We start from the raw sequence: 25,207 nt of genomic DNA on the forward strand, positions 1-25,207 counted from the left end.
CGCCGCGCAGCGGCAGGCTATTCGTGCTGGGACTCATGCTTCGGATCCTTGCGCTCGGCCACGCGATGCGGCGGCGCCTCGGCGTGGGGACGGGCTTCGGGCTGGGCGGCCGGATGTGGCGCCGGAGGATGCTGCGCCACCGGCGGATGCACTTCCGCTTGTGGATGCGGCGCCGGCTGTGGACGGGCTTCAGCTGGCGGATGCGGCGGCGGCGGATGCGCCGCCACTTGCTGATGCGGCACGGACTGCGGATGCGCTTCCGGCTGCGGGTGCGGCACAGGCGGCGGACGCGACTCCGGCTGCGTGTGCAGCGCCGTCTGCGGATGCACCTCCGGCAGCGGACGCGGCGCGGACGCCGGATGCGATTCAGGCTGCGGGTGCAACGCCGTCTGCGGATGCGTTTCCGGCTGCGGGTGCGGGTGCGGCACAGGCTGCGGACGCGACTCCGGCTGCGTGTGCAGCGCCGTCTGCGGATGCACCTCCGGCAGCGGACGCGGCGCTGGCGCGGGATGCGATTCAGGCTGTGGCGGGCGTGCTTCCGGCTGCGGACGCGACGTCGGCTGCGGGTGCAAGGCTGCCTGCGGCGGTATCTCCGCCTGCTTCGGATTGTGCGCGGTCAGCGGCAAGGCCGGCGCGGCCGGTGCGGGAGGTTGCGCGCCATGTGCCCCGCCCTTCTGCGCCAGCTGCGGCTGCTGCGCGGCGGGTGCGGCTGGCGCGGCGGGCACGGCCGTCTTCGGCCGCTCCGCCCGCGCCATGCGGATATTGGCGGCTGCCTGGACGGCACCCGGCGCAGGCGTTCCTGCATGCGCCACCGGCGGCGCCGCCACCACGGCCGGCGCGGTCTTCGCCACCACCGGCCGCGCCAGAACAGCAGGCGCCGGACGCGCTCCCCCGGCTGCGCCATGCGGCGGCGCCGGCATGGGTCGCACCGCCGGCGCAGCCGCCAGCGGCGCGGCGGCCAATGCCTGCGGCGACACCCGCACCGCATTCTGGCGCACCGGCTGCGCCTGTGCGAACGCCGTGGCCGGCATCGCCGTCACCGCCTGCCGGTTCACATAACGCACATTGGTGATGTTGACGTTGTTGTAGACGTTGGTGATCTGCGTCTTGTTGACCACCGTATTGCTGGTATTGATGTTGGTGACATAAGTCGGGCTGGCCCGGTACGACGGCCGGTACACCTCGCGCGGCCCCAGCGGGAACCAGGCCACGCCATGATGGTCCGGCCGGTCGCCCAGCAGCAAGGTCGCCGCGCCCACGAACACCACCAGCGCCGGCGCATACACCGGGCGCTGCACCACCGGCCCCGGCACCCAGCCCCAGCCAGCCGGCGTTTGCGCCCAGCGGCCGTAGTGCGTCACCGCGAAGCCCCACGGCGCATCGTCAACCCAGGTCCAGCCCCAAGGGTCGACCCAGGACCAGTGGCCGTCGCGATACGGCGCCCAGTCCGGCGCCACGTGGGCCGGCATCCATACATTGCCGTAGCCCGGCACGTCGCGCCAGCTGCCGTTGTCGTCCAGGTCTTCGTAGCCCACCACATCGCTCGACACATAGCGCGCCGCCGCCGGATGCTCCAGGCGGCGGTCGCGCTGCGCCGACCACTGGTCGAAATCGTCGGCCGGCGGCAACTGGCCGACACTGAAATCCTGCAAGCCGGTGCCGGTGAAGCGATAAGCTTGTCCGGGATCGACCAGGTAGGAAGTGTTGTCGCCGTAGGCCTCGCCCTGGCCGTCGATCACGGCCACCTGGGTGGCGTTGCCGGAGGCGTCCACCTGGATACGGTAGTGGCCCGGCTTGCGGATGCTGAACGCCAGGTTGGGCGTGTCGATCTCCAGCACTTCATCGGGACGCAACTGGCGCACGCGCAGGTTCAGCCGCCCTTGCGACAGTTGCAGCTGGGTGGTGGTGTCGTTGGCGTTGAGCAGCGTGACCAGCGTCTCGCCGTCCATGCGCACGGCGGCCGGGCCGGCCCGCAGCTCATCGCGCGCGCCGGCCGCGGTCCACAGGCGGTCGCCCGCCACCAGCGGACGATTGATGCCCGCAGTTTGCCAGTCGTCCACGCCGGCGGCGGCGTAGCTCACGCCGCCGTTCACATAGGCCAGGCGCGCCACGCGCGCCGGCGGGTCGGCCAGCGCGGCGGCGCTGTACAAGCAGGCGGCGCTACCGAGCGCCAGCAAGAATCGGGATCGGATTGCCATAATGGGACTCGCAGAATAGACGTGAGCCCAACATAGCCGATCGGCGCGCTCCCTACTGTTCGTTGCCGCACGCCCGCGATGCCCCCGGACTACGGCAAGGCGGTCAACTTCGCGCAGTGACCAGCTTCCTCGACCTGGCACAGGGTGACCTTGCCGCCGCTTCGCTTGATCTGGAAGGCGGTCTCGCCAAAACCGAAGTCCGCGACAAACCGCCCCTCATGCATGTTCTTCAACGGCACCAGGCGATCTTGATTATCCGGACGGAGAACTGCGACTTGCTTATCCAGGTCAAATATCACCACCGATTTGGCGCCAAGCAATGTGTAGGGCATGGACCAGCGCCCGCCGACGCCGGTAGCGCCCGCCGCGTAACAGCTGTGCACGACGCCAGCCCCCAGCAAGGAAGTCATAAGGATGGTTTTAACGAAGTAGCGCATCATAAAATCTTAATTATTTAACAGTAATGTATAATTTATATCATATATTTTATTAATAGTGGTAACTCAGCGCGGTGCTGACGATGGCCCGGTTGCGCTGGCCCACCAGCGGACTGGCGGCGGCCTGCCCGCCCAGCCGGCTCACGCGCAGCCAGGTGTCCAGCGTGTACTTGTTCCCGAGCTGCCACGCCCAGGACGGTTGCAGATACACGCTCAACACGCCCTCGCGCGGCGCATACAGGCGATTGGGCTCGACCGCGGCCTGCTGCGCGGTCACGCCGAAATATTCCTGCAGATAGTGCTGGTTGGCCAGCAGCACGCCGGCGCCCAGCGACAGCGTATGGTGCGCCGCCACCGGCGTGGACGCTTCGGTCCACAGATGCGCTCTCAGCCCCAGGCCGCTGCTGCCGCTGCCGGCCATGATGTTCGCGCCGGCGCTGATATTGTGCTCCACGCGATAGGTGAGGAACAGGCCGGCCTCGGTGGCCAGGCCGCCGCGCTGGCCCGGCGTGTCGCTGCGCTGCTCCTTGGAACTGAAGCGCAGCTGCGGGCCGTATTCCAAGGCCGGGTCGTCCGACAGGTGCCAGCCCAGTCCCAGCCCGTCCTCGCTGTTCAGGTCGAGGAAGGCGCCGCTGCTCCACTGCACCCACAACGTCGGCAAGGCGGTGGTGCGGCGCTCGCCGCTCCTGTCATGCACCAGATCGTTCAGCGCCAGGCCGAAATAGATGTCCTGCGTATCCTCCGGCATCATCATGCGGGTCGGGCCGGCCTGCGCGGTGCCGCACGTCGACAGCGCCAACAGCGCCAGCAAAAACTTTTTCGTCATCAGATATGTCCCAGTTCCAGTCCGCGCAGCACCGCGCGCACCCGGTCGCGCACGCCAAGCTTGGCCAGGATGCTCGACACATGATTCTTGATCGTGCCCTCGCTCGGTCCCAGCGCGCTGGCGATTTCGCCGTTGTTGAAGCCGGCCGCCATCAGCGCCAGCACTTCGGTTTCGCGCGCGGTCAGGCGCTCGCCGGCGTCGCGCGGCGGCGCCGCGCCGGCGCTGCTTTCGTAGGCGCCGCGGGTGCGTTCGGTCAGCGCCGGCCGGAACACCGTGGCGCCGGCCGCCACCGCGCGGATGCCGTCGGCCAGCCGCTCCAGCGAGATGTCCTTGAGCAGGAAGCCGCGGGCGCCGGCGCGCATGCCCTCCAGCAGCGCCTCGTCGTCGTCGAAGGTGGTCAGCAGGATGGTCGGCGGCAGCAGCGCGGCCGACTGCTGCAACAGCGCGATGCCCGACAGCTGCGGCATGCGGATGTCGAGCAGCAGCACGTCCGGCTTGGTGGCCGTGGCCAGCGCCAGCGCGCCGGCGCCGTCGGCCGCCTCGGCCACCACGCGGATGTCGGGCGTCAGCGCCAGCAGGCCGCAGATGCCGCTGCGCACCAGCATCTGGTCGTCCACCAGCATCACGCGGATGATCGCCGTCATGCCGCCCCCGCGCCGGCCGGCAGCACGATCTCCATGCCGAAGCCGCGGCGCGGCCGGTTGCCGGCCTTGAGCTCGCCGCCCAGCAGCGCCAGCCGCTCGCGCATGCCGCGCAGGCCGTTGCCCTCTTCCGTCGCGCGGCTGCCGGCGCCGTCGTCCTCGATGCGCAGCAACACCGACACGCCGTCCGCCGCGCGCGCCAGTTCGATGTCCAGCCGGCCGGCGGCCGCGTGCCGCACGGCGTTGCTGATCGCCTCCTGCACGCAGCAGAACAGCGTGTGGGCCACCGCCGGCGAGGCGATTTCCAGCTCCGGCGCGAAGCGCAGCGCGATGCGCGGCTGCGGAATCCCGGCGCACAGGGCCGCCAGCGCCTCGCGCAAATCGATGCGCTGCGCGCCGCGCTCGCTGCCGACCACCACCCTGACCTCGGCCAGCAAGCCTTGCGCCAGCTCGCGCGCGGTGGTCAGCGCCGGCGGCGCGGCCGCGCCCGACTGGCGCAGCGACAGGTCCAGGTGCAGGTTGAGCGCGGTCAGGTGGTGGCCGACGATGTCGTGCAGGTCGCGCGCGATGCGCAGCCGCTCGGCCGAGCGCACCGTGTCGGCCAGCAGCAGCTGGGTCGCGCGCAGTTCGCCGTTGGCGGCCGCCAGTTCGATGCGGCCGCGCCGCTCGACCGCCGCCATATAGCCGATGCCGAAGGCGATGCCCTGCCACAGCGTCATCGTGCCCAGGTCCAGCAGCACTTCGCGCACCCAGCCGTCGCTACGGGTGTCTTCGTTGCCGGGCAACGGCGCCAGCACCAACAACACCAGCAGCAGCGCTTGCAGCGTCAGCCAGCGCAGGCCGCTGCGCAGCGCCAGCACCAGGCCCAGCTCGGCGGCCACCAGGTACAGCAACGAATGCGGATAACTGAGCGCGATCGCCATTTGCGCCGCCAGCATCGCCCGGCCCTGCCAGGCCGGCCGCCGCGCGCCGGCGCTGCCGCTGGTGCGCAGCCAGAACAGCAGCCCGAACAACAACATCAGCGCCACGTAGGCGATCAGGAACAGCAACACGGTCAGTTCGTCGCGGTCGGTGCCGGCGCGGATCGCCGACGGCGCCGGCGTGAACCAGCTGGCGGTCCATTGCGCCAGCTGGCCCAGCGGCGTATCGGTCTTGATGCCGCCGAGGCGGAAATGGCTGATATCGAGCGCGCCGCCGACCAGGCAGCCCAGCAGGCCGATGATGCCGATAAGATTGTGCTTGAAGCGGTGCAGCATGAGGTTCCTGGCGGGAGCATGAGTCGGGCCATGATACGCGAGGCCACCGGGCAACAACAGTGCTGGAAGTCATGTGGCATTTCCCCCACGCACAGGCGCTGCGGATGAGCGCGCGGCCGCGCTTTGACCTAGAATCGGCAGTCCCTGAACTCGCGTCCGCGCCCGCCGATGAAAACACTGCCGTTATGGCTCGCCGTCCTGCTGCCGCTGGCCGCCACCGCCGCAGGCGCCGGCGACGATCCGAAAGTGATCGTCAGCGCCGAGCGCGATTCGGAATGGAACAGCTACCGCCACGCCTACAAGGCGGCCGCCTTCTTCGCCTACTACACCCGCAGCCGGCCGCTGATCCAGGCCCACATGCAGATCCGCCCGCTCGACGCGGCCACCCCGCTCGACGGCCTGAGCCTGCACCTGGTGGGCGAAAAAACCGACACCACCATCGCGGTCGACGCCATCGGCCGCGCCGAGCTGCCCATGCTCAAGCAAGCCTACCAGGACGACGCCGTGCTGCGCCTGAACCGGCAGAAAGGCAGCTACTACTTCAGCGGCCGCTATTCGATCCGCGAGCACGCCGACGGCGTCTACGACCTGGCCGAACTGCGCGCCGCCTGCGAACAGCTGATCGGCGCGCAGCGCGAATCGGGCTACCGCATGCGCCTGTCCGGCAAGCAATGCCTGGGCATCAAATTCGTCTATCCGGCCGGCGCCGCGCCGGAAGTGCGCATCCAGACCGACGGCCCCGGCGGCGCCCTGCCGCTGGTCGACGCCCATCCGTTCGAAGGCAACTCGATGGGCATCTACAAGGTGGCGCTGTACCGCTACGCCGACTGGCCGCAACAGGGCAAGATCCTGACCCTGACCCCGCCGCTGGCCATCGGCACCTTGTACAACTAAGTCATCACTGGTAAGCCTTGAAGAAGTCGCGCGCCGCCACGTTGCAGCCGGCGAAGGCCATGTAGCCGTGGTAGTTGTTCGGATCGGCTGGATTGCCGTTGCCGGCGATCACCAGGCGCTTGGCTTCCGCGAACAGCGCCTTGGCGCCGGCGTACGGATCGTTGGGCAGCGAAGGCGTATCGACATCGAGCACCGTCACCAGATTGGCGGCGACGCCGTGGGCGTTGAAATAGGCCTGCGTCAGCGTGGCGTTATTGAACGGCACCTCGTCGTCGCCATTGCCGCCGCACATCAGCACCGGCACGGTCGGCACCCAGGTGCGCAAATCGTTCTTGAACCAGGCGGCGCGCATCGGATGCACGTGGGCGCAGTCGAGCGGCGCCGTGGCCGAGGTCACCGGACACGGATGGCTGACGATATCGTCGAGCAGCGCCGTCACGTAGGAAGACTTGAGCAGGCTCTGCTCAGGCGTGCCGTAAAAAGCCTGTTCGGACGCAGGCAGGCTGGCGTAGCCCGGCATGTCGCGCGCCAGCAGGTGCGGCGGCAACTTGCCTTTGGCGATCAGCGTATCGATCGGCAGCAGCGTCGGCGCCAGCGTCTCCATGGTGGCCGCGTAGCCTGGCTGGTACAGCTCGCTCGGAGCGGCATACAGATTGCCGTAGGCCTTTTGCCAGGCGGTGAACTGCAGCGTGAATTCCAGCATCGATTCGGCGCCGATCTGGGTCAGCCCGCGCAGCAGCTCGGGCGAACCGAGGCTGGCTTCATAGCTGACGCTTTCGGCGTAGTTGCCGCTCATCGGGGCCGACGCCGTCACGCTGATGCCTGCCGCCTGCATCGCGCGGTGGGTGGCCATCGTCACATAGCCGCCTTCGGAGTAGCCGGTCAGGAACAGCTTGCCATTCTCGCTGACCGGATGCGGCAGCTTGGCGAAGGCCTTGCGGGCGGCGGTCAGCGCATCGATCATGTCCTTGGACTGCTGGTCCGCCACGTGGTGCGGATGGTAGCTCAGGGTCGAGGTGTCGTAGCCGGCGTAGTTGGGCATGATCACGATGTAGCCCTGGGCCGCGTACAGCGCGGCGGCGGCGGCGCTGGTTTCGGCGTACGGCGCGCCGGGCGTCAGCACGCCCATGCGGATGTTGCGCAGCGGCGAACTGCCGTGGCCGTACATCAGTACCGGGCGCTTGCCGCTGCAGGCCGGGTCGCTGCCGTTGGGCGCCATCAGCGAACCGGAGGCGGTGGTGGTTTCGCCGGCCGCGCCGACGGTGCTGTATTCGAACTGGTGGAAATCGATGCTGCACTTGGGCTGGCCGGCGGCGGCCAGGATCTGCTTGCCGACGGTGCCGAGCCGGCCCAGCGCCTGCGCCATGCCGGCCGGATCGAGCGACTGCGCCAATGGCGGTGGATTGAACAGCAAGGCGCCGCGCGCGCCGGACGTGTCGGCCACGCCGACGGGCGGCGTCGGCACGTCGGGGACCGGGGTCGGGGTCGCCGCTGCCGGGGTGCCGCCGCCGCTACCGCAGCCGGTTAGCGCCGCGAGTAGCGCCGCGACGGCGAGGGTACTGAATGTCTTGTCCATGGAGTCTCCTGAATGAGGTGGTTCGTGGTTGAACCAGCCTGCATTCTGGAGATCGCCTCATGGACGCGCATGTGCCGGAAGGTAGACAGTCAGGCACGGCGCTGCTTGCGGCGCGCCACCAGGCCGAGCAGCGCCAGGCCGGCGCCCAGCATCGCATAGGTGTCAGGCTCCGGCACCGGAATGACGCGGCCGATGGCTTCGAATTCCGACACGGAGAAATGATTGTCGCCGGCGCCGGTGGTGCCGGAAATCATGAAGGCGGTGGCGATCACCGGCGCCCCCAGCACCACGCTGCCATTGTCCTGGCCCCAGGAGCGGTTCGGTATGATCACGGCGGCGTCGTGCCAGACGTTGGCGGTGTCGCGATACTGGACCAGATAATTGTTGTCATTGTCGGCCTGCAGGTTGAGCTGGCTGACCAGGGCGGTCTGGTTCAGCGTGACCATGACGGTATCGGCGCCGACATCGCCGGTCCAGAACACGGTGCCGGTATTCCACTGCGTGCCGATCGGCAAGTAGACGCCGTCGGTGACCGTGGACGCGGCGGCCAGCGCGCCACCGAGCCAGCCGTCGCTGTTGCCGAAACCGCTACCGGTCAACGTCACGGCGCCGTTCAGCGCCACGTTGTCAGCCAGCGCACTGCCGGCGCAGGCCATGCAGGCCAGCGCAATCGCAAGAGCTTTCATGTCTTCCCCTTTAGCAATATAAAATTGATAAGACGAGAAATCAGGATAGCATCAGCTCGCTAATGTTCAAGTCGAGCGTCTCGCGTGCGCGACAGTGTCATGCCAGCGTGTACAGCCTGACGCCGAACACCGGCCCCGCGGTGTGGCCCGGCTCCGGATCGAAGCGCACCACGACGCTGCCCTTGCCGCTGGTGAGGCGCGCAGGCACCGGATATTCCTGGTCGATGAACACACCGGGATGGTCGCCATCGAGCTTGACGCGCGCTATCCGTTCGCCGTCGATACTGATGTGGAAGTCGCGGTTGCGCTCCTCCCCCCAGTAGCTCGCCTGCAGCAGCAGCGGGCCGTCGGTGCACTTCATGCGGAAGCTGAAATAGCCGCCGGTGCGGGCATCGCGGCCATTGCGGCCACGGTAGGAAACGGGATAGGAGATATCCGATTGCAGGTCGTGATCGCGCTCCGGCTGCATCTCTCCCAGATGCATGACGTCCACCGAGCGCGCGGCCAGGTCCTTGAGGCGCGCCTCCTCCTTGCGGAAGCCGACTTCCGACGCGGCCCATTCGGCCTCCGTATAGACAGGGAAGTACACCGCCGCGCGCCGCTCGTACTGCGAGAAGAAGGGCGCAAACTTCATGTCGCCCGGCCGCCCGCTGCCCACGCTGCGGTACACGGACTTGCCCTGGTCCGCCGGCGCAAACGAAGCCAGGATGTTGGCGCCCACCAGCGCCGGCGCCAACCCGCTGAACGGCTTGTCGGCCGCGCCCAGGTCTGCCGCCAATACCATCGGGCCGCGCAGCAGCGCCACCACACGCTCGTTGCCGGGCGTGGATTCCAGCCGCAGATCCAGCGGCAGCGACAGGCGCACGCTGTCGCCCGCGCGCCAGCGCCGCCGCAGCAGCAAGTAGCCCTTATGTTTGCTGGCGGTCTGCGGTTTGCCATTGACCAGCACCTTGCAGGCGCCGGCCCACGACGGAATGCGCAGCGCCAGCGCGAACTCGCGCGGGCCTGCCAGGCGGCGCACTTTGAGCTCGATGTCGCCTTCGTACGGATAGCGCGTGTTCAGCTCCAGCCTTGCTGCGGCCGCCTTCCATTCCACCGTCGATGGGATGTAGAGGTTGACGAACAAGGTGTCGCCGTTCTCCCAGTAGATCGAATCGCCGTGCTTGGCGTGGCTCTCCATGCCGGACAGCACGCAGCACCAGAAGTCATTGTCCTCGCTGGAGTATTCACGCGCCACACCGGACATCAACGGCGTCATGTACGTGAACATGCCGGTGCGCGGATTCTGGTGCGCGAGGATGTGGTTCAGATGCGTACGCTCGTAATAGTCGAAGTAAGCGGCGTCGGGCGCCCAGCTGTAGAGGTGGCGCGTCATCTTCAGCATGTTGTAGCTGGCGCAGGCTTCGCAGGTCTGCTCGGTGATGTGGGCGGCGATGCTGTCCGGCGCGGAGAAGTATTCGCGGTCGCCGTTGCCGCCGATGACATAGCTGTGGTGCTGCGTGACGCGCTTCCAGAAGAAATCGACGGCGTCGGCGTCGCTGCGGCGGCCGGTCAGCTCGTGCAGGCGCGCCAGGCCGATCAGCTTGGGGATCTGCGTGTTGGAGTGCAGATTGGCCAGCTCGTCGCGGCCCTGCGTCAAGGGCAGCAGCACCTTGACGTGATACAGCCGCTGCGCCAGCGCCAGCCAGCGCTTATCGCTGGTGCGCGCATAGAGCTCGGCAAAGCTTTCGTTGATGCCGCCGTGCTCGCAGGCCAGCACCTGCTGCACCTGTTCGTCGCTGAGCGCGGCAAACACCTTGTCGATATAGCCCGCGAGACCCAGCGCCACTGGCAGCGCCTGCTCGTTGCCGGCATGGGACTGCGCGTCGAACAGGCCGGCGAAGACCTTGTGCCAATTGTACAAGGGCACCCAGCAACCATTCAGGTCGAAGCCTGCGGACCTGATCTCGCCGCGCATGATCTCAGGGAAGATTTCCTTGCCGTCGACCACCGCGCCGTCCTGGCGCTTGCGCATGAAGCCCGCCGCATAGCCGTCGCCGTGCGCCTGCTGCACGCGCGCCAGTTCGGCGACGATGTAATCGATGCGCGGCTTCAGCGCCGGATTGCCGGTTTGCGCATGCATCAGCGACAGCGCGGACAGATAGTGGCCCAGGCCCTCGCCCGCGATGGTGTCGGACTCCCAGCCGCCGTAGATGGCGCCCTTGGTCGGCAAGCCGGCAAAGCGGTGGTAATTGTGCAGGAAGCGGTCTGCGCTCAGGCGCAGCAAATAAGCCTGGTTGGCTTGCAGCGCGTCGGCGTAGACCGAGGGCAGCAAGCGGACAGATGATAGCGGTAGCGCCTTGGCGGTCGGCGGCACGCCGCCAGCCGTGGCGCCGATGGCGGTAGTGGTCCAGCCGGGAATCAATCCCAGACCGGCGGCGCCCCGCAATATCTGTCGACGATGCATACGTACCCCATGATAGATGGCTATCCACTAATGTACGTGCAGGAATGCCGGCCGTCTTGTGGCGGCGCCGCTAAAAGGATGACGAAATCGGCACAATTTGGCGCGAGCCGCTCACCATCCCATTTTCTTGCGGATGAACGTCGTCAGCTGCGCCGCGTTGGCCTGGTGCTGTTTGACGCGCGGATGGCCGCCAAAGCCGGTCCAGGGGAACACGATGGTATCGATCCGCCGGTCGCCGCCTTGCCGGATCTGGTCGACCGCAGCGCGCACATAGCCCGGCCATTTGGAGCCCTCCTGCACCGCATCCATGCTGCCCAGCGCGCACACGATGTAGGCCTTCGGATACAACGCGCGTATATTCTGCACGAAAGTACGGTAAGCCTGCACACGCTGCGCGTCGTCCGGCGGCGGCGACAGGCGCTTCTCGCGGTCGATCAGCCAGCGGTCGTTCTGGAACAGGTTGATGACCACCACGTCCGGCGTCCACGAGCGGAAATCCCATTGGGTGTCGTTGTTGCCGACGGCGCTGAGCTGGTCGTAAAAATCCGGCATCGTGAACGGGAACCAGCTGATCATCACGCCGATGCCGCTTTGCGAGATGATGTGCGCCTCCGCATCCAACGCCCGCGCCGTAATCGACGAGTAGGACATGAAATTGTTCTTGTCCTTCAGCAGATGGTCCGGCCCGTCGTCCGGCGACTCGTTGCCCATGCCGGTGGTGATGGAATCGCCGAAGAACTCGATATGACGCCGCTTGCGCGCCGGCGGCGGCAGCAGCTTGCCGCCATCGGCCAGCTCCAGGCCCTGGAACACCGTGCCGCCCTCCTCGCCTTCGGTGCGCTTGGTGATCAGGAAGCGGTGCGCGCCCGATCCCAAGCCGCTGGCCACCGCGTAAGTCTTGCCGCCCTGCGCGGCTTCGATGACCACCGGCTTGGCCAGGTCGCCGTCGATGAAGACGTTGAAGAAGTTCTTGCCCAGTTGGTCGTCCAGCTTGACCGCCAGGCTGGCGCCGGTGAAGTTGCCTTCAATACTGGTGCCGGGCCACGACAACATGGGCCGTGCGCGGTCGGCAAAGTCGATGCGCCCGGTGTACTGTAACTGCGCGTTATCCGCCTGGATCGCCACGCCGGCCAACGCCTGCCCGGCCAGGAAAAACGCCAACAACCCTGCTTTAAACTTCATCAAGACGTCTCCAATATTTCAATGGGATGTGACACTCAATCCGGGGTGGCCGAAAGGTGCAGATGCACGCGGCGATCGAGGCCCAGCGCCTTGATATCGGCGCCGAAGGCCTCCTCGATCAGGCGTGCCTTGAGTCCCGTGGCTTCCGCTTCCCTCAAAGCCCGCTCGATGATGGGCCGATAGCTGGCGGCTGAAGACGCCAGATAGAAACCAAAGTCGCCTGGATAATCCAGCAGCAGGTGCTGTTCCACCACCAGTTCGGGATGGGCGCGCGCCTCTTTCGACACCTCAATGACGCCACGCGGCAGATAATCGACGTGCCGGTTTTCCGCCGCCACCATCGCGTAAATCGTAGTCCACGGCGCGGCGTGCTCATACAGCGGCAAGCCCGCATTCTTCCATACTTTCACATCGCCCCAGCCGGCGCCGAAGCCGGCGATCAGCCTGGTACGCTTCAAATCGTCCACTGATTTGACTTGTGAAAAGACTTCCGTATCGGCTCGACGGATCAATAACACCCGCTGGCCGATCAAGCCATTGGTCAAGGCGTTACGCACCGGGACGATCTGCTCCTTGCTATCCTTGTCCTTCGATCGCATGCCGTAGAACAGATTGATGTCTCCCTTGCCCAGCATCCACCACATGCGGCGGGCGGGAATGTCTTTCACGTAGTGGAGATGGTAAGGTTGATGGATCAGCCGCAGAGACTCTTCCAGCAGGCGGATGAAGTAGGTGGCATGGCCATCGGACAACACCGCGATGCGCAGCTCAAGCGGCGCGGCCTCAGACGCAGAAGTGGACGCGGTCTCTGCCTCGCCAAATGCGGGGAGGGGTACAAACAGCATGCAAGCGAAAAAGCAGATGAACCGCGGCACGAAAAGCATTTTCGCGACTCCAGCGAACAATCGGGTCTTGTAGACTACCACAGGCTCTGCGGCGTAAAGGCCGACATGGCACACCTGGAATCCGGAAGCCGACTCACGGCTAAAGGATGCGGAAGTTGAGATTTTTCAGGGCTTTGACACGAAAGATGAGAATTTCTGGATTGCTAACTTTATAGGCAAAGTTAGCGACATAACTCCAGAGACGGGCGTCAGCGCAGCTTGTCGTTGGCAAGCTGGGCCTGCTCGGCACCCGTACCTACGCTTGTTTTTCTGATGCGGGACGCGATGGCGCGAAATTCGCGGGCAACCGGTCCCCTCCAACGTCGAGGTCCTCATGGGTACTGGCTCCGTCACTCGGCCAAGAGATAGAGAAACAACAGGAGCGCACCGCTGGGCGCCGCTCAGCTTGCACCAAAGTCCCCGCCGCTCTTGTACCGCGCCACCACCTGAGGAACGCCAGCATCGAGAAATGAAACGCAGCGGAAGTCGACGCAAGATTGTTGCAATATTTAGATTATATTTTTACTTATTTCTTGTTTTTTTTATATTCCCATGAAACACTCAAAAGGGTCTGCAAAAAACACTATGGTGCCATTTATTCAATGTACCAAGATTCATACGGTTCAGTCCATTTGAGACGCCTGTGACACCAGATGCAGTCATCGGGAGTGTGGTAGTTGTTGGGTGAATATCTGTTCAATTGATTGAAAAATAGACATTTTGTTTGCGGTGCGGACACCGGGCCAAGCCCCTGTGCTCGCCTAAACGGAGCTTACTATGACACCAGCATTGAAAACGGTTTCCCATCTTTTCACAACCTCGGAGCGCATGATCGCCGAGATCCTCGGCCACCTGGATGAAAAAAGCCTGCATTTCAGGCCATCCGAGGAAATGAACACCATCCTGCGTCTCTACGCCCATCTGTCCGTGCAGCGTCATCGCCTGCTCAACGCCTTGAACGATACCAAGGAAGCGAACCCTTTCGAAGCAAGCGCCGGCGAGTTTCCGCAGGCAAATGAGAAACCCGTTGCGAAGGCCAATGTCGACAAGGATTGGGCTGCCGTCAGCGCCGGCCTGCACCACACCTTGCAGGACTTGACCGAACACAAGCTGGCCGGTCCCGGCCGGGGCAAGGGGGTCTTTCCCACCGACGATGAAACCTTGCTCGGCACCATAGCCTTCATCGCCCACCAGGAGGCCTATCATATCGGCCAAATGTCCTTCCTGGCCCGCATGCAAGGCAAGCTGCCCAATGTTGGCCACCTCGGCTAATTCGGCCCCCCCCCCACTTTGTAGCCCCACTAGGAGAGAGAGACCATGAACGACAGCATTCAATTGCCTGAACTGAGTTTTGACTTCGTCGCCGCAGCACGCACCAGCACCGGCATTCTGGCCAAGTTGTGCGCCGACGAAGTGCGCACGCTGGCCCAGCGTTACCAGCGCTTCCTGGCCCTCAAGGCCATGCACCCGACGCGCGCGATCGCGCCCACCGAAATCATTGACGAGATGTGGCATCTGCACATGCTCCATCCGCGGGCCTACCACCGCGACTGCATGGCCTTCTTCGGCACCATTCTGGACCATGCGCCCGGCTTCGGTTCCGACGCGGCCACCCGTCCCGCGCTGCAACGCACCTTCGACCGTACCGCCGAACTGTGGGAACGTACCTACGGCGAACCGTATTCGATCGCCGGCCAGGATTTCCAGAACCTGATCATCTGCGCCGACGAGGAGGAGGCCGAGGAGGAGGAAGAGGAAGAAAAAGACGCACTGAGCGAACCACCGGCCCAGCCTGACGAGCCGCTCCAGAACGAACCAGACGCGCAGCAGCAGTTCAAACTGGCCGCCTAAGACGTTCTTCTCCTTGGGCTCCGCCGTGTTCAATCAGGCACTGTCGACCGACGCGATTGCCGCGTCCTTCCGCCAGCACGGCTTTGCCGTGGTTGACGGGCTACTGGACGGGGCTACTGCAGCCGCGCTGTGCGACGACATTGCCGCCGGCGCGGCGCAATTTAGTTTGGTCGCGCGTACCGGCGTCCATCCACGTCGCATGCTGTTTGAAACCGCACCATCGCCCGGCAAGCTGGCCGTGCTGCGCGAGCAGCTCGGTGTGGCCCAGAAAGCCGGACTGGTGACGGCGCTGCATGAACTGTGGGAGCCGCAGCAAGAACAAGGCGCCATTGCGACGGTGATGCGCCAGCTGCGCGCGCCCGCTACGCTGGCCTGGGTGGCGCAGCTGACGGGCGTACCGGTCGATACCTGCCAGGTCAGCGCGGTGACGCGTTTTCGGCGCGGCCATTATGTCGATCCCCATTCGGACCGGGTCGTCAAGTTCGGCAAGCGTCGCCGGATCGCCTTCGTACTGTTCTGCTCCCCGGACAGGCAATGCGGGGAGGGTGGCAATCTAGTCTTGCTGCGCAACGACGGCACGACCGAGATCTCGATCGCGCCGCGCATGAACCGCTTGGCCATGCTCGACGTCGAACGCATCCATCGCCACTTCGTGCCGGCCGTCACAGCCTACGACGGCGAGCGGCTTGCCATTCCCGGTTTTTATTGCGTCGCCCCTGTGGGGGGCATCGCTATTGACGTGCCACCCAGCGGGGGCGGCATTTGATGGGGCGTACACAAAGAGCGCACCCAGGAGGCAAGTCATGGAACAGGCACTGCGCGTTGGCATCATCGGACATACGGGTTACATCGGCGAGGAACTGATGACCTTGCTTGCCCGCCATCGTCAGGTTGCGGCTAGCACCATCACCCTGCCGCGCCCGGAAAGAAGCGCGGCTGCATCAGTGGGCGAATTTAACAAGAAGGCTCTGGGCGATGCGCGCCGTGCCTTGCGTCCGGACATTGCGCGCGCGCGCGTGATGCCCACGATGTCGCTGGACGAAGCCGAGCACAGCAACTTCGACGCGGTGCTCTTGGCCACGCCGCTGGAAGTGTCACTTGACCTGGCGCCTCGCTTTCTCGCGCGCGGCACGCGCGTCATTGACTTGAGCGGCGCCTTCCGCCTCAAAGACGCGCAAGCCTACAGTCGCCACTACGGCGCCGACCACCCCCACCCCGAATTGCTGGCCGAGGCCGTCTATGGCTTGTCCGAACTGGCCGGCCCGGCGCTGGCGACGGCGCGCCTGGTGGCCAACCCCGGCTGCCACGCGGCGGCCGTCTGCCTGGCGCTGGCGCCACTGTGTTCGGCAGGCTTGATCGCGGCGGGCAGCGCCGTGGTGTGCGACAGCAAGTCCGGCGTCAGCGGCGCCGGCAAGAAGGCCGTGGCGGCCACCCATTTTTGCGCTGTCAGCGACAATTTTCTGATCTATAACGCGTTAGCACACCGGCATGTCGGCGAAATCCTGGAGCAGACCGGCCTGGACGAAGCGCACTTCAGCTTCGTGGCCCAGCTGCTGCCGGTACGGCGCGGCATTCTTGCGACCCTGTATTTCAATCTGGCGCCCGGCAAGGACGCCGGCGACATCGGCGACGCTTACGAGGGCGCCTATGGCGCCAGCCCTTGCATCGGCATCTATGCCAGGGGAGCTTTTCCCAGCCTCGATTCCGTCGTCGGACGCAATGTTTGCCACATCGGCTATGACAGCGTCGAGCCGGGACGGCGCGCCGTGGTCGCGGTGGCGCTCGACAACTTGAGCAAAGGGGCCGCCGGTCAGGCCATCCAGAACCTGAACCTGATGTTCGGCCTGGACGAGACCGAGGGCTTGCACTGATGAGCAGCATGCTGTGCGCCAATCCCCTGTCGAGCACAATCGGCGCCAAGATCCGTAGCCTGGAGGTGGAAGGTTTCCTGGTTGTGCCCGATTTCCTCGACAGTGCCACCGTCGATGCGATCAGTGCCGAACTGGCGGCGCTCGAGATGCTGGTGCGCCCGGCCAACCGCCATCTGGCCGTGTATCGGGACGTGCATCTGGCGCCCTGTCCCGACGCCGTCGCCTTGATCGCCGAGGCGCGCATGCTCGCCTTCCTGCGGCGCGTGCTAGGCGACGAGCTCACCTGCATGTCGGCCAGCTATGCGCGTTACGCACCGGGCTACCCTGGCATGCCGCTGCATACCGACTGCCAACCCTACGGCTCGCGCCTGTTCGGCCCACTCGCGTCCGTGCCGGTGGCGCTGCGCGTGTTCTACTACCTCGACGAACTGACCGCGCGGCGCGCGCCGCTCAGGGTCGTACCCTATTCGCACCTGTGCCTGCACGGCGCGGCCCATCCCTACCAGCGCCTACGCCGCCATCCGGAAGAACAGACCATCGTCTGTCCGCGCGGCAGCGCCGTACTGATCAATCCACGCCTGTTCCACGCCGTTGGCCCGAATACCTCGTCTGCCACACGTGCCGTGTACACCCTGTCGTACCGCCCGGCCTGGGCCGGCCCGACCCGACGCGTGGCCGGCGGCGACCGCAGCCGCTTGCAAGCCTTGCCCGATCCGGTGCGGCGCCTGTTCGGACCGCCCAACGCGCGCCGCGCCGACCCCGCGCTGCCCTTGCGCGACGATCAACTCGTGCCCATTGGCGCCAGCCGATGGTTTGATGACCTGAAGGAGGAGTAAGCAAATGAAGATCGAATCCCCGTACCCCATATCGTTTTCCGGGATGCACGGCTGCGGCAAGAAGACCCTGCGCGACGGCCTGTGCAGCGCTATCGATGGCTACCACCCCATCCACTACAAGCTGCTCGAGCTCGGTCGCATGGTCGACGAGGACGGCCTGCATGTGTTCCGCGCCCGCGCCGGTGAACAAGACCGCCTCGTGCGCGCGGCCATAGCTCAAGGCGGGCAGCCGGTCACCAGCCGCCTCGGCATCCTCGATGTCGCCATCACCGCCTGCACCATGGCGCGCCTCGAGCGCATCGATGCGGACATCGTCGATGCCTTCGTCACCACTCTGGGCGACGACCTCGAACATGCCGCGCTGCCGCGCACGCTAGCCGTGGTGTTGACGCCGGCCGCCATCTTGCAGGAGCGCCTGCTGGCACGTGACCAGCAAGCCGGCGCCAGCAATACGCGCGGCCAGGCAAAGCTAGCCCGCATGGCCGCCTTCATGGAAGAGGTCTTCGTGCAGGGGATTTTCCCGCATCCCGTGATCGAGCGCCTGGTGGAGAGCTACCGCGAGCGCGACGCCCTGCTGGTGCTCGACACCGGCCAGCGCGACCGCGCCAGCGCCCTGGCCGACGTGCAAGCCTTCCTTGCTCAACGGCAGGGAAGCTCTGCGATGGCGCTGACCGAAGGCGGGGTGGCCGCATGAAGCTCCGCTACAGCCAGGCACAGGACATGCTCGCCAAAATCTTCGGCGCGACCGGAATGAGCGCGCACGAGAGCGATCTGTGTACACAGGAAATTCTCGATGCCGAATGGCGTGGCCGGACCGGCTATGGCCTGGAACTGGTGCCCATGATGGTCAAGTGGCACCGTGTCAAGAAACACGATCCGCGCATCGAGCTCGATCGCCCGGGGCGCGCCTTCATCGAAGGCGGCGACGCGGCCGGGCCGGTGGTGGCGGCGCTGGCGATGGATCTGGCGCTGCGCAAGGCACGCGAGGGTGGCATCGGCATCGTCGGCGCGCGCAACCGCTGGCCCTGGTATATCGCCGGCCACCAGTTGCGCCGTGCGGCGCAGGAAAACTTCATCGGCATGACCTGGAGCGCGGGCGTGTCGATCGTGGCGCCGTTTGGCGGCTTTCGCCCCGTCTTCGGTACCAATCCCATGGGCATTGCCGTGCCCGCCACGGGAGGACCGCTGGTGTTCGACACGGCCATGACGGCCGGCCCCGCCACAGCCTTGCGCGATGCGAAGAATACCGGGGGCGTCTTGCCCGACGGCCTGGCGCTCGACTCGGACGGCTTGCCCACCAAGGATCCTGAGCGCGGCCGCAAGGGCGCCTTGCTGCCGTTTGGCGCGCACCGCGGCAGCGGCCTAGCGATGATGATCGAACTGCTAGGCGGCGCCTGGGTCGGCGCCAAGACAGGCAAGAACGTGGCGGGTCCGCGCGGCTTCGTATTCCTGGTGGCCGATCCCGACCTGTTCGGCTACGGCGAGGGATTTGCCGAGCGGGCCGAAGGCTTGGTGGCGGAAATGCGCGCGGCGAGCAACACGCCTGGTGCCGTGCATATTCCGGGGCGCGGCGTAGTCGACTTCGAGCAGGCGGTCGAGATCGAAGAGGCACTGCATGCCAGCCTGATCGCCCTGCTGCCCAAGTAGGGAGGCCGGCGCGGGGACACAGCGTGCGTCCCCGCGCCGATTACGCGCTCAATGCGACAACGCACGGTCCGCCGTGCGGCGCGGCAGTGGCTGGCCGATGGCCTTGCGGATGCAGGCGATCTGTCCGATGTGATACGCCTCATGGAACGCGAAATAGCTGATCAGGCCAAGCAGGGTCGGATCGCAAGTTGGCAAATCATAGGACTGGGGGACAGCGAGGTCCTCGGCAGTGAGGTCGGCCAGCCGCCGTGCCAGCGCATCCTTTGATGCATTCCAGCGTGCCATCAGGGCCGGCAAATCGGGACGGCGCGCATCGCTTGCGCTGAGCGCTTCCGAGCCCCCCTTGTCGAAGAATTCCTGCCATGGGATGTCATTGTCCGCGCCCAGCAGCGTGAGCAGGCGCAGACGACCGACAAGGGCATGGCCGACTACCCAAAGGATCGAATTGGCACCCCCGGCCCGCTGTGCCTGGGCAGTCGTCGGCAGGCCAGACAGGGACTGCTCCATATAGTGGTCGGCGGCGCAAAACATGCTGGTGGCACAGCTCAAAGCAGCTTCCATAGACCATCCTTCGCGTGAAACAGAACACGTCCGCGCAGCGGCGCCTTCTACGGTTGACGATGTCAGGCGCGCGCAACGCGACAAAACATGTCGCCTGCACCAGCCGGACTGCTGGTACTTGCCGCTGCGCACCGCGTTCGCGATACGTCATGGCTTAGGCAAGGAAATCGCGATGCATCCTCCCCGCCAAGCCGACGTCGCCTCAGCTTGACTGTAAGATTATCATAACTTCAATGCACGCGGTGGCTTGTTAATTCGGCGCGGTCGCTGGCGTCTGTTGGCGCCGGCGCCGAATTGACCCAAGTGTCACTTTACGCTGAGTCAGCCCAATGCGGCTGTCAGTTCAATTGAACTTGGTGAAGTCCGGTTTGCGCTTTTCGAAGAAGGCGGTGAACGCTTCCTTGGCTTCCGGGGCGGCCAGCATGGCGCCGAAGAATTTGTTTTCTGCGGCGATGGCTTCGGTCACCGGGCCTTTGCGGGCGGCCTTCATCAGCTGCTTGGTGGCGCGGATCGAGCTGGCCGGCAGGGCGACCAGCTTGGCGGCCTGGCCTTCTGCGAACGCACGCAGTTCGGCGGCCGGCACGATCTTCGATACCAGGCCCATCTCCAACGCTTCCTGCGCCAGGAAGGCTTCGCCCAGCATCAGCTTCTCGGCCGCGCGCGGGTAGCCGGCGATCTGCGTCAGCAGGATGCTGGATGCGAACTCGGGGCACAGGCCCAACTGCACGAACGGCATCGAGAACTTGGCGTTGTCGGCCGCATAGACCAGGTCGCAATGCATCAGCAGCGTGGTGCCGATGCCGACCGCCGCGCCGGCCACTGCCGCCACTACCGGCTTGGTCGAACCGCTCAGCGCCATCATGAATTTGTACACCGAGCGTTCTTCGATGCCCGAGCCGTCGGTTGGACGCGCGGTCTTCATGAAGTCTTCCAGGTCGTTGCCGGCGGTGAAGATCTCCGGCTTGCCGACGATCAGGATGGCGCGCACGGCGGCGTCCTGCTCCGCTTCGTTGATGGCGTCGGCCATGCTCTGGTACATCGCCGAGGTGATCGCGTTCTTGCGTTCCGGGCGGTTGAATTCCAGCGTCAGCACGCCGTTGGTCTTGCTGCTCAAAATATCCATGTGATCTCCAAATGATTAAAGGGCGCCGTGGCGCCCTTTTTTTAACCCGCACCGCCATGCGGGGTCTGACCCCGTACGGGGTCAGACCCCTAAGCGGTAACGCGTGCGTATCGCTAAAGGATGCCGGGTTAGACGCGTTCGATGATACCAGCCGCGCCCATGCCTGCGCCTACGCACATGGTGACCATGCCGTATTTCAGGTTGTTGCGACGCAGTGCGTGCACCACGGTCGCAGCGCGGATCGCGCCGGTTGCGCCCAGCGGGTGGCCCAGGGCGATCGCGCCGCCCATTGGGTTGACCTTGGCTGGATCCAGGCCCAGGTCGCCGATAACGGCCAGTGCCTGTGCTGCAAACGCTTCGTTCAGTTCGATCCAGTCCAGCTGATCCTGGGTGATGCCGGCGGCTTTGCACGCATCTGGAATCGCGAACTTAGGACCGATGCCCATGATTTCCGGTGGCACGCCTTTGACGGCGAACGACGAGAACTTGGCCAGCGGGGTCAGGTTGTGCTCGCGCAGGAACTTCTCCGACACGACCAGCAGCGCGCCGGCGCCGTCGGACATCTGCGACGAGTTGGCGGCGGTGACCGAACCCTTGGCGGCGAACACTGGCTTCAGCTTGCCCAGCGATTCCACGGTCGAATCGGCGCGTGCGCCTTCGTCGGTGTCGACGGTGCGGGTCTTGATCTTGATCTCGCCGGTCGCCAGGTCTGGCGTGCGGGTGATGATTTCAACCGGGGTGGTCTCGTCCTTGAAGAAACCGGCCTGCTGCGCGGCGATGGCGCGGCGGTGCGATTCAACGGCGAACGCGTCCTGCGCTTCGCGCGAGATCTTCCATTGGGTCGCCACTTTTTCAGCGGTCAGGCCCATGCCGTATGCCATGCCGACGTTGTCGTCGGTGAACATGTTCAGGTTCATCGATGGGTGGTGGCCCATCATCGGCACCATCGACATCGACTCGACGCCGCCGGCGATCATCGCATCGGCTTCGCCAACGCGGATACGGTCGGCGGCCATGGCCAGCGCGGTGATGCCCGATGCGCAGTAGCGGTTGATGGTGACGCCGCCGATGGTCTTAGGCAGGCCGGCCAGCAGCACCGATTGACGGGCGATGTTGAAGCCCTGTTCCGCTTCCGGGAACGAGCAGCCGATGATGGCGTCGGTGATCAGCGCTGGATCCAGGCCAGGCGCTTGCGCCAGGGCCGATTGCAGCACGCGCACCAGCAGGTCGTCCGGGCGGGTCTTGTTGAACATGCCGCGCGGCGCCTTGCCGATCGGGGTGCGGGTGGCAGAGACGATGTATGCGTCTTGAATTTGTTTGCTCATTTTGTTCTTTCGAAAATTTTTGATCGAAGACTATGCGGAACTAGGAAGCCCGCTTCTCGGATAAATACCAATCCACTTGAACCTGTGCGGCCAGCGTGCCGGCGGCGTCGAAGATGTCGACTTCCACCGGGAACGCCACCTTGCCCTGCTCTTTCAGCTCGGCCTTCAGCGCGGCCAGATCGCCAGGGACGCGGCCTTCGGCGCGGGTGGCGCCCTTGGCTACTTTCTGGTACTGGATGCGCGATTCCTTGGCGACCGGGCGCAAGCCCAGGATCAGCTCCGCGAAGCCGCCAGCCATGGCCGCGCCGGAAGCCGTTTCGGCCAGCGTGAACAAGGCCCCGGCGTGCTGCGTGCCCAGGTGGTTATTGAGCTTCGGGTCCTCCGGCATCGACACTTTGGAAGTGCCGCTGCCGATCTCGTCGATCCTGATCCCCAGCAAGCGCACGAAGGGCAAGGTGTCCATCATTTGTTGCTTGATACGGTCATACACCATGCTTGGCCTCACGCGCAGTAGAACTTTGAAAACCAGCGATGCGGCGACCCGATTCAGGATCGACATCACGTTAATTGCGGACTGGCTTACCGGTCTGCATCATGCCCATGATGCGTTCCTGGGTCTTCGGATGGTTCAGCAGTTCCAGGAAGGCTTTACGCTCCATGTCCAGGAACCACTGCTCGTTCACGAACGAACCCTGGTCGATATCGCCGCCCGACACGATCTCGGCGATCATCTCGCCCAGCTTGAAGTCGTGCGCGGAGATGAAGCCGCCGTCGCGCATATTGACCAGCTGCGCCTTGATGGTGCCCCAGCCGTAGCGGCCGGTGACCTGCACAGGGGTCTTCAGTGGCGGACGATAGCCCTTGTCGAACATGGCGCGCGCTTCAACCTTGGCCACGTGCAGCAGCTCGTAAGGGTTGAACACGATCACGTCGTCTTCTTTCAGGTAGCCCATGGCCTGCGCTTCCAGTGCCGACTTCGACACGTTGGCGGTAGCGGCATTGGTGAAACCGGTTTTCAGGAATTGCAGGATGTCGGTGCCCTTGGCTTCCTTGAACGCGCGCACTGCCGCTTCTTTCAAGCCGCCGCCCGCAGGGATCAGGCCGACGCCCACTTCCACCAGGCCGATGTACGATTCGATCGACGCGACGCGCTTCGATGCGTGCAGCGCCATTTCGCAACCGCCGCCCAGCGCCAGGCCAGCAACAGCAGCCACCACCGGCACGTTCGAATATTTCATCGCCATGAAGGTGTCTTGCAGTTCGCGGATGATAGGGTCGACCGCTTTCGCGCCGCCCTGCATGAACGCAGGCAGTGCCGATTGCAGGTCGGCGCCGGCCGAGAACGCGCCGCCGTCGGCCGCGTCCGCGCTCCAGATCACCAGGCCCTTGAAGTTCTTCTCGGCTTCGGCCAGTGCTTTACGGAAGCCGGCGATCACGCCCGGGCTGATCACGTGCATCTTGGTTTTCAGCGAGATCACCAGGACGTCGTCGCCCGAGTGCCACAGGCGGACGTCGTCGTCTTCGTGCACGGTGGTGCCGGCGGTGCGGCCGTCGATGGCGCCCGAACCCAGTACCGGTGCGCGGAATGCCTGACGGTCGTAGACGGCCAGCGACGAACGCGGCACGAACGATTTCGACACTGCGGACCACGAACCTTCAGCGGTGTGGACGCCGCCTTTTTCAGCGACCGGACCTTCGAATACCCAGGCTGGCAGCGGCGCGTTGCACAGTGCGTGGCCAGCGTCGATGTCTTCCTTGACCCAGGTGGCCACTTGCGACCAGCCTGCGGCTTGCCACGTTTCGAACGGGCCGACGTTCCAGCCGAAGCCCCAGCGCATGGCGAAGTCGATGTCGCGCGCGTTGTCGGCCACGGTGTCCAGGTGGATCGCGATGTAGTGGAAAGCGTCGCGGAAGATCGCCCACAGGAACTGGCCTTGTGGGTTGGTCGATTCGCGCAGGGCCTTCATCTTCTTGACCGGATCTTTTTCCTTCAGGATGCGGGCAACGATGTCGGCAGCCTTGCCGCCGCCGGTGACGTATTCGCCGGTGGCGAAGTCCAGGCGTTGAATTTCCTTGCCAACTTTTTTGTAGAAACCGGCGCCGGATTTCTGGCCCAGCGCGCCTTTTTCCACCAGGCCAGCCAGCACGGCCGGGGTCTTGTAGACGGCAGCGAACGGATCGTTCGGCAGGTAGTCCTGCATGGTCTTGATCACATGGCCCATGGTGTCCAGGCCGACCACGTCCGCGGTGCGGAAGGTGCCCGACTTGGCGCGGCCCAGCTTGGCGCCGGTCAGGTCATCGACCACGTCCACCGACAGGCCGAATTTCTCAGCTTCGTGCACGATCGCCAGGATGCCGAACACGCCGACGCGGTTGGCGATGAAGTTAGGCGTATCTTTGGCGCGTACCACGCCCTTGCCCAGGGTGGTGGTCAGGAAGCCTTCCAGCTGGTCGGAAATTTCCGGCTTGGTGAACTCGGTCGGGATGATTTCGACCAGGTGCATATAGCGCGGCGGGTTGAAGAAGTGCACGCCGCAGTAGCGCGATTTCAGGTCGGCGTCGAAGCCTTCGGACAGCTTGGTGATCGACAGGCCCGAGGTGTTCGAGGCGAAGATCGCGTTGGCGGCGATGTGCGGAGCGACCTTCTTGTACAGGTCATGCTTCCAGTCCATGCGCTCGGCGATGGCTTCGATGATCAGGTCGCACTCGGCCAGCTTGGCCAGGTCGTCTTCGTAGTTGGCTACTTCGATCAGCGCGGCGTGGTCCTTGTTGCCCAGTGGCGCAGGCGACAGTTTTTTCAGGTTCTCAATGGCGCGCAGCACGATGCCGTTCTTAGGACCTTCTTTTGCCGGCAGGTCGAACAGCACCACTGGCACTTTGGCGTTGACGCAATGAGCGGCGATTTGCGCGCCCATCACGCCGGCGCCCAGCACGGCTACTTTTTTAACGATGAAATTGGTCATGTCG

Annotated in this window: 23 protein-coding genes; 8 read left to right on the forward strand and 15 right to left on the reverse strand. The window is 65.2% G+C overall.

Annotation, left to right across the window (positions count from 1 at the left end; translation table 11 throughout):
- Positions 1-17: 17 nt before the first annotated feature.
- The 5 genes from RUGAMON1_RS26520 to RUGAMON1_RS26540 all read right to left on the reverse strand — a co-directional run bounded on the left by RUGAMON1_RS26520 (position 18) and on the right by RUGAMON1_RS26540 (position 5,358).
- Complete coding sequence (locus RUGAMON1_RS26520) at positions 18-2,198, reverse strand: DUF6600 domain-containing protein (RefSeq protein ID WP_445233345.1); 2,181 nt, start codon at positions 2,196-2,198, stop codon at positions 18-20.
- 89 nt (positions 2,199-2,287) lie between these two features.
- On the reverse strand, positions 2,288-2,638 hold the full coding sequence (locus RUGAMON1_RS26525; RefSeq protein WP_445233346.1) for a hypothetical protein: 351 nt from the start codon (positions 2,636-2,638) through the stop codon (positions 2,288-2,290).
- Positions 2,639-2,687: 49 nt separating this feature from the next.
- Entirely contained in the window at positions 2,688-3,461 is a 774-nt protein-coding gene (locus RUGAMON1_RS26530) for a MipA/OmpV family protein (protein ID WP_445233347.1), read from the reverse strand.
- The gene (locus RUGAMON1_RS26535) at positions 3,461-4,105 is read right to left on the reverse strand and encodes a response regulator (protein WP_445233348.1); all 645 of its coding nucleotides are present in this window, start codon (positions 4,103-4,105) and stop codon (positions 3,461-3,463) included. The genes RUGAMON1_RS26530 and RUGAMON1_RS26535 overlap by 1 nt, the downstream gene beginning before the upstream one ends.
- The gene (locus tag RUGAMON1_RS26540) at positions 4,102-5,358 is read right to left on the reverse strand and encodes a sensor histidine kinase (protein ID WP_445233349.1); all 1,257 of its coding nucleotides are present in this window, start codon (positions 5,356-5,358) and stop codon (positions 4,102-4,104) included. Before RUGAMON1_RS26540 ends, RUGAMON1_RS26535 begins: the two co-directional genes overlap by 4 nt.
- Positions 5,359-5,526: 168 nt before the next feature.
- On the opposite strand from RUGAMON1_RS26540, the gene RUGAMON1_RS26545 reads away from it, so the two are divergent.
- Positions 5,527-6,252, forward strand: coding sequence for a hypothetical protein (locus RUGAMON1_RS26545; protein ID WP_445233350.1), 726 nt, complete (start codon positions 5,527-5,529; stop codon positions 6,250-6,252).
- A gap of 4 nt (positions 6,253-6,256) precedes the next feature.
- Here RUGAMON1_RS26545 and RUGAMON1_RS26550 read toward each other — a convergent pair whose 3' ends face one another.
- From RUGAMON1_RS26550 to RUGAMON1_RS26570, 5 genes are all read right to left on the reverse strand, one after another.
- Positions 6,257-7,828, reverse strand: a complete 1,572-nt coding sequence (locus tag RUGAMON1_RS26550) for an alpha/beta hydrolase family protein (protein ID WP_445233351.1) — start codon at positions 7,826-7,828, stop codon at positions 6,257-6,259.
- Positions 7,829-7,917: 89 nt separating this feature from the next.
- Positions 7,918-8,514, reverse strand: coding sequence for a PEP-CTERM sorting domain-containing protein (locus RUGAMON1_RS26555; RefSeq protein ID WP_445233352.1), 597 nt, complete (start codon positions 8,512-8,514; stop codon positions 7,918-7,920).
- 97 nt (positions 8,515-8,611) lie between these two features.
- Entirely contained in the window at positions 8,612-10,960 is a 2,349-nt protein-coding gene (locus RUGAMON1_RS26560; RefSeq protein ID WP_445233353.1) for a beta-L-arabinofuranosidase domain-containing protein, read from the reverse strand.
- Positions 10,961-11,071: 111 nt separating this feature from the next.
- On the reverse strand, positions 11,072-12,142 hold the full coding sequence (locus tag RUGAMON1_RS26565; RefSeq protein ID WP_445233354.1) for an SGNH/GDSL hydrolase family protein: 1,071 nt from the start codon (positions 12,140-12,142) through the stop codon (positions 11,072-11,074).
- Between the two features lie 35 nt (positions 12,143-12,177).
- The gene (locus RUGAMON1_RS26570) at positions 12,178-13,026 is read right to left on the reverse strand and encodes a hypothetical protein (RefSeq protein ID WP_445233355.1); all 849 of its coding nucleotides are present in this window, start codon (positions 13,024-13,026) and stop codon (positions 12,178-12,180) included.
- 777 nt (positions 13,027-13,803) lie between these two features.
- Here RUGAMON1_RS26570 and RUGAMON1_RS26575 point away from each other — a divergent pair.
- The 7 genes from RUGAMON1_RS26575 to RUGAMON1_RS26605 are packed head-to-tail and all read left to right on the forward strand — an operon-like array spanning position 13,804 to position 19,231.
- Positions 13,804-14,298: a DinB family protein gene (locus RUGAMON1_RS26575; protein ID WP_445233356.1), complete on the forward strand. Its 495-nt coding sequence runs from the start codon at positions 13,804-13,806 to the stop codon at positions 14,296-14,298.
- Between the two features lie 45 nt (positions 14,299-14,343).
- On the forward strand, positions 14,344-14,877 hold the full coding sequence (locus RUGAMON1_RS26580; protein WP_445233357.1) for a glycine-rich domain-containing protein: 534 nt from the start codon (positions 14,344-14,346) through the stop codon (positions 14,875-14,877).
- A 25-nt stretch (positions 14,878-14,902) separates the two neighbouring features.
- The gene (locus RUGAMON1_RS26585) at positions 14,903-15,643 is read left to right on the forward strand and encodes a 2OG-Fe(II) oxygenase (protein WP_445233358.1); all 741 of its coding nucleotides are present in this window, start codon (positions 14,903-14,905) and stop codon (positions 15,641-15,643) included.
- A gap of 37 nt (positions 15,644-15,680) precedes the next feature.
- Positions 15,681-16,748, forward strand: coding sequence for an N-acetyl-gamma-glutamyl-phosphate reductase (gene argC / locus RUGAMON1_RS26590; protein ID WP_445233359.1), 1,068 nt, complete (start codon positions 15,681-15,683; stop codon positions 16,746-16,748).
- An 8-nt stretch (positions 16,749-16,756) separates the two neighbouring features.
- Positions 16,757-17,584, forward strand: coding sequence for a phytanoyl-CoA dioxygenase family protein (locus RUGAMON1_RS26595; protein ID WP_445233470.1), 828 nt, complete (start codon positions 16,757-16,759; stop codon positions 17,582-17,584).
- 4 nt (positions 17,585-17,588) lie between these two features.
- Complete coding sequence (locus tag RUGAMON1_RS26600) at positions 17,589-18,278, forward strand: hypothetical protein (RefSeq protein WP_445233360.1); 690 nt, start codon at positions 17,589-17,591, stop codon at positions 18,276-18,278.
- Entirely contained in the window at positions 18,275-19,231 is a 957-nt protein-coding gene (locus tag RUGAMON1_RS26605; protein ID WP_445233361.1) for an Ldh family oxidoreductase, read from the forward strand. Before RUGAMON1_RS26600 ends, RUGAMON1_RS26605 begins: the two co-directional genes overlap by 4 nt.
- Positions 19,232-19,279: 48 nt before the next feature.
- On the opposite strand, the gene RUGAMON1_RS26610 is transcribed toward RUGAMON1_RS26605, so the two are convergent.
- The 5 genes from RUGAMON1_RS26610 to RUGAMON1_RS26630 all read right to left on the reverse strand — a co-directional run bounded on the left by RUGAMON1_RS26610 (position 19,280) and on the right by RUGAMON1_RS26630 (position 25,203).
- Positions 19,280-19,792, reverse strand: a complete 513-nt coding sequence (locus RUGAMON1_RS26610; protein ID WP_445233362.1) for a DinB family protein — start codon at positions 19,790-19,792, stop codon at positions 19,280-19,282.
- 343 nt (positions 19,793-20,135) lie between these two features.
- Positions 20,136-20,915 carry an enoyl-CoA hydratase gene (locus RUGAMON1_RS26615; protein ID WP_445233363.1) on the reverse strand — a complete coding sequence of 260 codons (780 nt, stop codon included), beginning with the start codon at positions 20,913-20,915 and terminating at the stop codon, positions 20,136-20,138.
- Positions 20,916-21,043: 128 nt separating this feature from the next.
- Positions 21,044-22,240, reverse strand: coding sequence for an acetyl-CoA C-acyltransferase (locus RUGAMON1_RS26620; protein ID WP_116992707.1), 1,197 nt, complete (start codon positions 22,238-22,240; stop codon positions 21,044-21,046).
- 40 nt (positions 22,241-22,280) lie between these two features.
- A complete protein-coding gene (locus RUGAMON1_RS26625; protein WP_008444563.1) occupies positions 22,281-22,733 on the reverse strand; it encodes a PaaI family thioesterase in 453 nt (150 codons plus the stop codon).
- Positions 22,734-22,803: 70 nt separating this feature from the next.
- The gene (locus tag RUGAMON1_RS26630; protein WP_445233364.1) at positions 22,804-25,203 is read right to left on the reverse strand and encodes a 3-hydroxyacyl-CoA dehydrogenase/enoyl-CoA hydratase family protein; all 2,400 of its coding nucleotides are present in this window, start codon (positions 25,201-25,203) and stop codon (positions 22,804-22,806) included.
- Between the last annotated feature and the right edge of the window lie 4 nt (positions 25,204-25,207).

It is taken from the genome of Duganella rhizosphaerae (assembly GCF_040364205.1).
Lineage (GTDB): Bacteria > Pseudomonadota > Gammaproteobacteria > Burkholderiales > Burkholderiaceae_D > Rugamonas > Rugamonas rhizosphaerae.